Source organism: Roseovarius sp., from assembly GCF_018066915.1.
In the GTDB taxonomy this organism is placed as follows: Bacteria; Pseudomonadota; Alphaproteobacteria; order Rhodobacterales; family Rhodobacteraceae; genus Roseovarius.
In genome coordinates this window covers 1-6,593 of sequence record NZ_JAGPVV010000014.1, presented here as the reverse complement: position 1 = coordinate 6,593, position 6,593 = coordinate 1, and the positions used below count along the sequence as shown (strand labels likewise).

Below are 6,593 nucleotides of genomic sequence, written 5' to 3'. Positions count from 1 at the left end.
CTGTGCCCGGTTCGGGGGATGCTATGGCGCATCTTATTGCGACGGACCGCCCGCATCCGGCGGCCACGGGGTTCCGGCTGGACCGGTTCCGCACGGGCCGGGGTTTGATGGATGAAGAAGGCACCGGCGCGCAGCACAATCTGCATTGAGAGGCGCGCAGAGGGCGGGATTTGAGTATTTTTGGAACGATGAAAGCGCGGGTAAGATGAGACTTGGCTGTCCGATCTGTGGCGAGCGGGATCGTCGCGAATTCTACTATCAGGGGGCTGCGCTGGCGCGCCCCGAGGGCGAGGCTTGGGCACCGGAGTGGGATGATTACATCCACAATCGCGACAACCCGGCGGGTGTGACCCGCGATCTGTGGCAGCACGAGCAGGGTTGCGGTTCTTGGCTCATCGTCGCGCGCAACACGGTTACGCATGAGGTTCTGGGCGTGGCGCTTGCCACGGAGGCGGGCGCATGAGGATCGAGGGCAAAGGGCTGATCGACCGGACGCGCCCGGTGAGTTTTCACTTTGACGGGCATAGCTACAAGGGGTTCGCAGGCGACACGCTGGCCTCGGCGCTCTTGGCCAATGGCGTGCGGATGGTGGCGCGGTCGTTCAAATATCACCGCCCGCGCGGGGTGATGACCGCAGGCAGCGAAGAGCCCAACGCGCTGGTGACGGTCGGGCGGGGGGCGGCACAAGAGCCGAACCTGCGGGCGACGACCGTCGAAATGCATGAGGGGCTATGGGCGCAGAGCCAGAACCGTTGGCCGACTCTGGGGCTCGATCTGTTGGCGGTCAACGATCTTGCCGCACCTTTTCTGGGGGCGGGGTTCTATTACAAGACCTTCATGTGGCCGCGCGCCTTTTGGGAGCGGGTGTATGAGCCGCTCATTCGCCGCGCCGCAGGTCTTGGTGCGCTGTCAGGCGAGGCGGCGGAGGACCGCTATGAGCGGGCCTATGCGCATTGTGACGTGCTGGTCATCGGGGCTGGCCCTGCCGGTTTGATGGCAGCGCGGGCGGCGGCAGAGGCGGGCGCGGATGTGATCCTTGCCGAAGAGGACACGCGGCTTGGCGGACGTCTCTTGGCCGAGAGTGAAGAGGTCGATGGGCTGGCGGGCGTCGATTGGGTGGATGAGATTGCGGCGGAACTGGCCGCGATGCCCAATGTCCGGATCATGACGCGCATGGCTGTGACCGGCGTCTATGATGGCGGCACCTATGGCGCACTGGAGAGGCTGGCACCGGGGGTGGCGCAGAGACCACATGCGCCCAAGGGCTGTTTCTGGCGGATCGTGGCGCGGCGCGCGGTGTTGGCGGCGGGGGCGCTGGAACGGGCCATCGCCTTTCCCAACAATGACCGGCCCGGCGTGATGATGGCGGGGGCGGTGCGGGCCTATGCCAACCGCTGGGGCGTGGCACCGGGACAGAGCACGGTGGTCTTTGGCAATAATGACAGCGCACATCGCACGGTGGCCGATCTGCAGGCGGCGGGGGTGCATGTAGCGGCATTGATCGACGCGCGCCCCTATGCGCGCTCTGATCTCGATGTGCCGTTTTATCCCGGTGCGCAGGTCTGTGGCACGAGCGGGCGGCGCGGACTGGAGGCGGTGACGCTTGCCACGGCGCGCGGAGAGGACCGGATCGCCGCGGATTGCCTTGCGATTTCGGGCGGGTGGAACCCGACGGTGCATCTGGCCTGTCACATGGGCGCGCGGCCCACTTGGGATGCGGCGCGGCAGGCGTTTTTACCGCCCGAGAATGCTGTGCCGGGGATGCGCGTGGCAGGGGCGGCGGCGGGTGCGTTTTCCACCCGTGCCTGTCTGGAAAGCGGTCTGGTCGCGGGCGCGGCCGTGGCGGTAGACCTTGGGTTTCGCGCGCCAGACTTGGCGGCACCTAGGGGCGCAGAGGCCAGCTATGACATCTTTCCGCTCTGGCAGGTGCCGGGCAAGGGGCGGGCGTGGCTCGATTTCCAGAATGATGTGACGGTCAAGGATGTGGTGCAGGCGGCGGCCGAGAATTTCCGCTCGGTCGAGCATATGAAGCGCTACACGACGCAAGGCATGGCGCCGGATCAGGGCAAGAATTCCAACGTGGCCGCCTTGGCCGTGCTGGCCGATGCGACCGGGCAGGGCATTGCCGAGACCGGCACGACCACCTTTCGCCCGCCTTATGTGCCGGTGCCGATTGCGGCCTTGGGGGCGGGGGGCAAGGGCAAAGGCTTTGCCCCCGAGCGGCGCACCACGTCGCATGCCGAGAGCATCGCACGCGGTGCGCCCATGATCGAGGCGGGGCTGTGGTATCGGCCGAGCTATTTCCCGCAAAAGGGTGAGAGCCATTGGCGGCAATCCTGTGACCGCGAGGTCGCGATGGTGCGCGGATCGGTTGGCATCTGCGATGTGTCCACCCTTGGCAAGATCGACGTGCAAGGCCCGGATGCGGCGCGGTTTCTCGATTTCGTCTACACCAATATGTTCTCGACGCTGAAGGTGGGCCGCGTGCGGTATGGCCTCATGTTGCGCGAGGACGGGCATGTGATGGATGACGGCACCTGCGCGCGCATGGGCGAGACCCATTTCGTGATGACCACCACCACAGCAGCGGCGGGGCAGGTGATGCGGCATCTCGAGTTTGTATCGCAGGTGTTGCGCCCTGAATGGGATGTACGGATCGTGTCTGTCACCGAGCAATGGGCGCAATTCGCGGTGGCTGGGCCGCAAGCGCGGGCGGTGCTGAATGGGATGCTGGAGGCGCCGATTGATGACGCCGCATTTCCCTATATGGCCTGCGGTGAGGTCCGGATCGGCGGGGTCGCGGCGCGGCTCTTTCGGATCTCGTTCTCGGGCGAGCATGCCTATGAAATCGCGGTGCCTGCGCGCTATGGGGCGGCGCTGTTTGGCGCGTTGGTCAAGCACGCCGAGGAGATGGGCGGCGGGGCCTACGGGCTTGAGGCGCTCAACGTGCTGCGGATCGAAAAGGGGTTCATCACCCATGCTGAAATCCATGGCCGCGTGACTGCCTTTGACATCGGGATGCAGGGAATGATGAGCGCCAAGAAGGATTTTATCGGCAAGGCGGCGGCGACGCGCCCCGGTCTGATGGACCCGGAGCGTGAGCGCATGGTGGGTCTGAAACCGGTGGGCGCGGTCAAGGAGCTGCTGGCGGGCGCGCATATCTTTGACGAGCACGCCGAAGCGGTCAGCGACAACGATCAAGGCTATGTCACGAGCGCCTGTTTTTCGCCGACGCTGGGGCATGTGACCGGCATCGGGTTCCTGCGGCGCGGACCGGAGCGGATGGGCGAACGGGTGCGCGTGGTGGATCACCTGCGAAAGTCCGAGACAGTGTGCGAAGTCACACCTCTGGTGGTATTTGATCCCGAAGGAGGGCGGTTGCGTGGCTGAATTCAAGGCACAAACCCCCTGCGCGGGGCTATTGCCGGTGACGGTGGGCGATCTGCGCCTGACCGAGGTGGTGCCGGGTCGGATGACGTCCCTCGCGCCCTATCGGGGGCGGGTGGCGGCGTTATCCGAGGTGATGCAGGCCGCGCATGGCGTGGCATGGCCGGAGCCGGGGCGCATCACAGGGCAGGCGGCGGCGCGCGCACTCTGGTTCGGGCGCGAGATGGCGCTCTTGATCGGACCGGACTCTGATGAGAGCTTGGCGGCCCATGCGGCGCTGACAGATCAGACGGATGCTTGGGCGGTTGTGCACCTGGAGGGGCGGCAGGCGGCCGAGGTTCTGGCGCGGCTCTGTCCGCTCGATCTGCGAGAGGCAGTCTTTGCGCCGGGTCATACCGCGCGCACCGATGTGGCGCATATGGCCGGGTCAGTGAGCCGCTTGGGGCCGCAGACATGGCAGATCATGGTCTTCCGTTCGATGGCGACGACCTTGGTGCATGAGGTGGAGATCGCGATGGCCCGCGTGGCGGCGCGACAAAATTCCCTGATGTAAGGCGCTGACAGGGGCGGAAATCTGGCCTATGAGAGCCGGGTCTGAATGAAAGGATCGCCCATGCGCCCCATGCTGATTGCCGCCCTTTGCCTCTTGCCCGTGATGGCCTTGGCCGAGAACCCGATGTGTGCGCCCACGGGCGAGATCGTGGCATTGGCCGTTGAAGCGCGCAAATCGGGCGAAGAGGCCCCCGCCGCGATCACCGCGATCACCGCCGAGATGACCGGTGACATGGCGCTTTATGCGCCTGCGGTGCAGCCTTTGGTGGATTGGGTCTATTCGCTGGACGAGGCGCAATTGGCCGAGGATGTGGCGGGCAGCTATGTCACGCAATGCGAGGCGCAGTAAGCCCTCTGGACTCTGAGGCGCGCGCGCCCAATATAGGGGCATGAGCCTGCCCCCCGGATTTCTTGACGAGTTGCAAAATCGCCTGTCGCTCTCCCATGTGGTTGGGCGCAAGGTCACGTGGGACAATCGCAAGTCCAATCCCGGCAAGGGCGACATGTGGGCCCCTTGCCCGTTCCACCAAGAAAAAACCGCGTCTTTTCATGTGGATGACCACAAAGGATTTTACTATTGCTTTGGCTGCCACGCCAAGGGGGATGCGATTTCCTTTGTCCGTGAGACCGAGAATGTCGATTTCATGGAGGCGGTGAAAATCCTTGCCGCCGAGGCAGGCATGCCGATGCCCGAGCGCGATCCGCAGGCACAGGCCAAGGCCGACCGGCGCGGGCAATTGATCGAGGTGATGGAGCAGGCGGTCAAATATTTCGGCCTGCAACTGCGCAGCGGGGCCGGGGCTGCGGCGCGCGACTATCTCCGGGGACGTAAGCTGAGCGAGGCGACGCAGGCGCAATTCGATCTGGGCTTTGCTCCCGATGGCTGGCAGGGCCTGTGGGATCATCTGACCGGGAAGGGCGTGCCGCCGGAGTTGATCCTAGCTTGTGGTCTGGCCAAGGACAGCCAGAAGGGCGGCAAGCCCTATGACACGTTCCGCAACCGGATCATGTTTCCCATTCGCGATGCACGCGGGCGTTGCATTGCCTTTGGTGGGCGGGCGATGGACCCGAACGATGGGGCCAAGTATCTGAATTCGCCGGAAACCGAGCTTTTTGACAAATCCCACACGCTCTACAATCACGGGCCTGCGCGCGAGGCGGTGGGCAAGGGCCAGGCGCTGATCGTGGCCGAAGGCTATATGGATGTGATCGCGCTGGTCGCGGCGGGGTTCGGGGCGGCGGTGGCCCCCTTGGGCACAGCTGTGACCGAGCATCAGTTGCAACTCATGTGGCGCATCGCGCCCGAGCCGGTGATTGCATTGGATGGCGATACAGCAGGGCTGCGCGCGGCCTATCGGGTCATTGATCTGGCGCTGCCGCTTCTTGAGGCGGGCAAGTCGCTGCGTTTTGCGCTGATGCCCGAGGGCAAGGACCCGGATGATCTCTTGCGGTCCGAGGGGGCAGGGGCGGTGCAGGCGCGGATCGAGGGCGCTTGGCCCATGGTGCAGCTCTTGTGGCAGCGCGAAACCGAGGGGCGCGATTTCGACAGCCCGGAGCGCAAGGCGGCGCTCGACAAGGTGCTGCGCGAAAAGATCATGCTGATTCGCGACCCCTCGATTCGCAGCCATTACGGGCAGGCGATCAAGGACCTGCGATGGCAGCTCTTTAATCCACGCCGCGGCACAGGGTTCACGCCGCGTGCCCGTCGTGGCGAAAAATGGCCGCCGCCGGAACCGGCGCGGGCGGCCACCAAATCTTCGCTCTTGGTGGCGGCGGGCGGGGAAGGCGCGGTGCATCTGCGCGAAGCGGTGGTTCTGGCGACGCTGATCTGCTGTCCGTCGGTTGCCGCGCGGTTCGAGGCGGGCCTTGAAAAGCTCGACTGTCGTGATCCTGAACTGGCCCGGCTGCGTGCTCTGATCCTGCGCCATGCGGCGGAGGGTGCCGCGACCCTGCGCAGCCGGATCGAGGCCGAGATGGGCCCCGGACCCCTTGAAAAGCTGATGAGTTTGCCCCATGTCGCCCTCATCCCCCCGGTGCGTCACCCCGAAAATGAGGAGCTTGCGATTCTGACCCTGACCGAAGAATTGGCCAAGCTCACGGCACAGAGTGGGTGGATGGCGGAAATGTCCGAGGCGAGCGAGGACATTGAAGGCTTGGCCGACGAGTCCCTGACATGGCGTCTGGGGCAGGCCGCCGAGGCGCGAAATCGCGCGGTGCGCAGCCAGCAAGAGGACCGGGCCGAATACGATCTGGGCGAAAATGGCGCGCGGATCAAACGCGATGAGAAACAACAGTTCGACGCCTTGCTCGACAAGATAACCTTTTCTAAACCGGGACGATGATTGTTTTCGTAAGGAAGCGCCGAATAAATCAGGGTAGACGGGTGTGCGAATCATCAGAACGCGCTATTGATTCGGGTCAACCGAATCACCCGCCCCGCCCATAGCCGAGGAGTCATTCATGGCCGCCAAAGATACCGACGACGATAAGCCAGAGGAAGTCGAAGCCGAGGTTTCGCTCGACATGAGCCAGGCGGCGGTCAAGCGGATGATCGCGGAGGCGCGGGAAAAGGGCTTTATCACCTATGACCAGCTGAACGAGGTTCTGCCGCCGGATCAGGTGTCGTCGGAACAGATCGAAGACGTGATGTCGAT

General features: G+C 64.6%; 6 protein-coding genes and 1 pseudogene. All 7 read left to right on the top strand.

Features of this window, described 5'->3' with window-relative positions; genetic code table 11:
- Window positions 1-149, top strand: a pseudogene (locus tag KBT70_RS00680) (sarcosine oxidase subunit beta); the annotation flags it as partial.
- 56 nt (window positions 150-205) lie between these two features.
- Window positions 206-463 (top strand): sarcosine oxidase subunit delta, encoded by a 258-nt coding sequence (locus tag KBT70_RS00675; protein ID WP_296627581.1) that lies wholly within the window; start codon window positions 206-208, stop codon window positions 461-463.
- Window positions 460-3,390 (top strand): sarcosine oxidase subunit alpha family protein, encoded by a 2,931-nt coding sequence (locus KBT70_RS00670; protein ID WP_296627579.1) that lies wholly within the window; start codon window positions 460-462, stop codon window positions 3,388-3,390. Before KBT70_RS00675 ends, KBT70_RS00670 begins: the two co-directional genes overlap by 4 nt.
- Window positions 3,383-3,940 carry a sarcosine oxidase subunit gamma gene (locus KBT70_RS00665; protein ID WP_296627577.1) on the top strand — a complete coding sequence of 186 codons (558 nt, stop codon included), beginning with the start codon at window positions 3,383-3,385 and terminating at the stop codon, window positions 3,938-3,940. Before KBT70_RS00670 ends, KBT70_RS00665 begins: the two co-directional genes overlap by 8 nt.
- A 60-nt stretch (window positions 3,941-4,000) precedes the next feature.
- Window positions 4,001-4,288, top strand: a complete 288-nt coding sequence (locus KBT70_RS00660) for a DNA primase (RefSeq protein ID WP_296627575.1) — start codon at window positions 4,001-4,003, stop codon at window positions 4,286-4,288.
- 40 nt (window positions 4,289-4,328) lie between these two features.
- Window positions 4,329-6,281, top strand: coding sequence for a DNA primase (gene dnaG, locus KBT70_RS00655; protein WP_296627573.1), 1,953 nt, complete (start codon window positions 4,329-4,331; stop codon window positions 6,279-6,281).
- Window positions 6,282-6,399: 118 nt separating this feature from the next.
- Window positions 6,400-6,593: RNA polymerase sigma factor region1.1 domain-containing protein (locus KBT70_RS00650; protein ID WP_296627569.1), on the top strand; the 194-nt coding region annotated here is incomplete at its 3' end.